The organism is Janthinobacterium kochi (assembly GCF_051380715.1).
Lineage (GTDB): Bacteria > Pseudomonadota > Gammaproteobacteria > Burkholderiales > Burkholderiaceae_D > Janthinobacterium.
The window spans coordinates 1-1,228 of sequence record NZ_JBNYXO010000036.1 but is presented as its reverse complement, the minus strand read 5'-3'; the positions used below and the strand labels follow the sequence as shown (position 1 = coordinate 1,228).

1 protein-coding gene is annotated in these 1,228 nt (G+C 57.7%); it reads right to left on the bottom strand.

Annotation, left to right across the window (positions count from 1 at the left end):
* Positions 1-19: 19 nt before the first annotated feature.
* Positions 20-979, bottom strand: coding sequence for an IS110 family RNA-guided transposase (locus tag ACQ4WL_RS27585; protein WP_436512901.1), 960 nt, complete (start codon positions 977-979; stop codon positions 20-22).
* Positions 980-1,228: the final 249 nt, after the last annotated feature.

Here is a 1,228-nt window from a genome sequence, read left to right as displayed (position 1 = left end):
GTAGATACTGTTATCCCCGTCAAGCGGCGTGCAAGGTAGGATCAAATATTTTTCCCGACCTGAGCACGCCGAATGCCACGTGCACCAGCTTGCGCATCATGGCGCCGATGATCAGCTTTTTTGCCTTGCCAGCAGCACGTAGGCGCTGGCCGAAGCGCTTGCCCCAGGCCGTCCGGTACACGGTCACCATGGCGGGCATGTACAGGGCTTTGCGCAGGAAGCTGTGGCCGACCTTCGACATGCGTGGCTTGCCACGTACGCTGGAGCCTGACTCGTGTTGCCGCGGGTCGAGTCCCGCAAATGCCACGGCTTGCTTGGCGCTGTCGAAGCGTTCGGGATTGGCATAGTAGGATAGCAGCACCGGAATCGACCGCTCGCCCAGGCCTGGAATGGTGTCGAGCAGCTCACTTTTGCCGCGTAGATCCGGGTCGTCATCGATATGCCGTTTGATGGCTTGGATCAGCTCCCTGATCTGGCCATCGAGCCAGGTAATGTGATCGACGATGCCCTGGCGCACGGCTTCGCGTGCCACCTCGAGTCGGTTGCTTTCCTGCAAGCGCATGGTTTGTAAGGCTTCCAGGCGCAGCACCATGGCGCGCAATGCCTGCTCGGCGGGCGATGGCGCCAGCCACGGCTCGGGCTGACGTTCATGGGCGAAGTCGGCGATCAGCTGCGCGTCGACTTTGTCCGTTTTCGTGCGCACCAGGCGCGAAGCGCCGAAGGCCTTGATCTGCGCCGGATTGATGACACTGACCAGCATGCCACATCCTGCCAGATATTCGGCCACCTTTTCCCAGTAGGTTCCGGTCGCTTCCATGCATACGCGCGGACTGCTGGCATCCTGCTTGAGCAGCCATTCGCTGAGTGCAATGAATCCTTTGTGATTGTTTTCTACTACTTTGTTACGGTGTTTTCCGTTAGGCAGGCGCAGCGCGCAGTCGAGCTTCGCCTTGGCAACGTCGATTCCTAAATTAAACATGCTGTGGTCCTCTTGCGATCTACCTTGTGAATGCGGGCTAACCGGCATGCCGGTGCCAAAGATACTGTCCGATCTTGACATTGAGGATGGGTAACTGGTGCGAGATCTACGAAACTGGCTCGAAGCCTAAGGGCGGATACGGCATCCAGTTACCCGGTCTTGATATGCCTACCAAGATTTTGACAGCGGTCGATACCGTTCGAAATATCACGAACGGCATGAAGGGAATAATACAAGGTCGGATTAGCG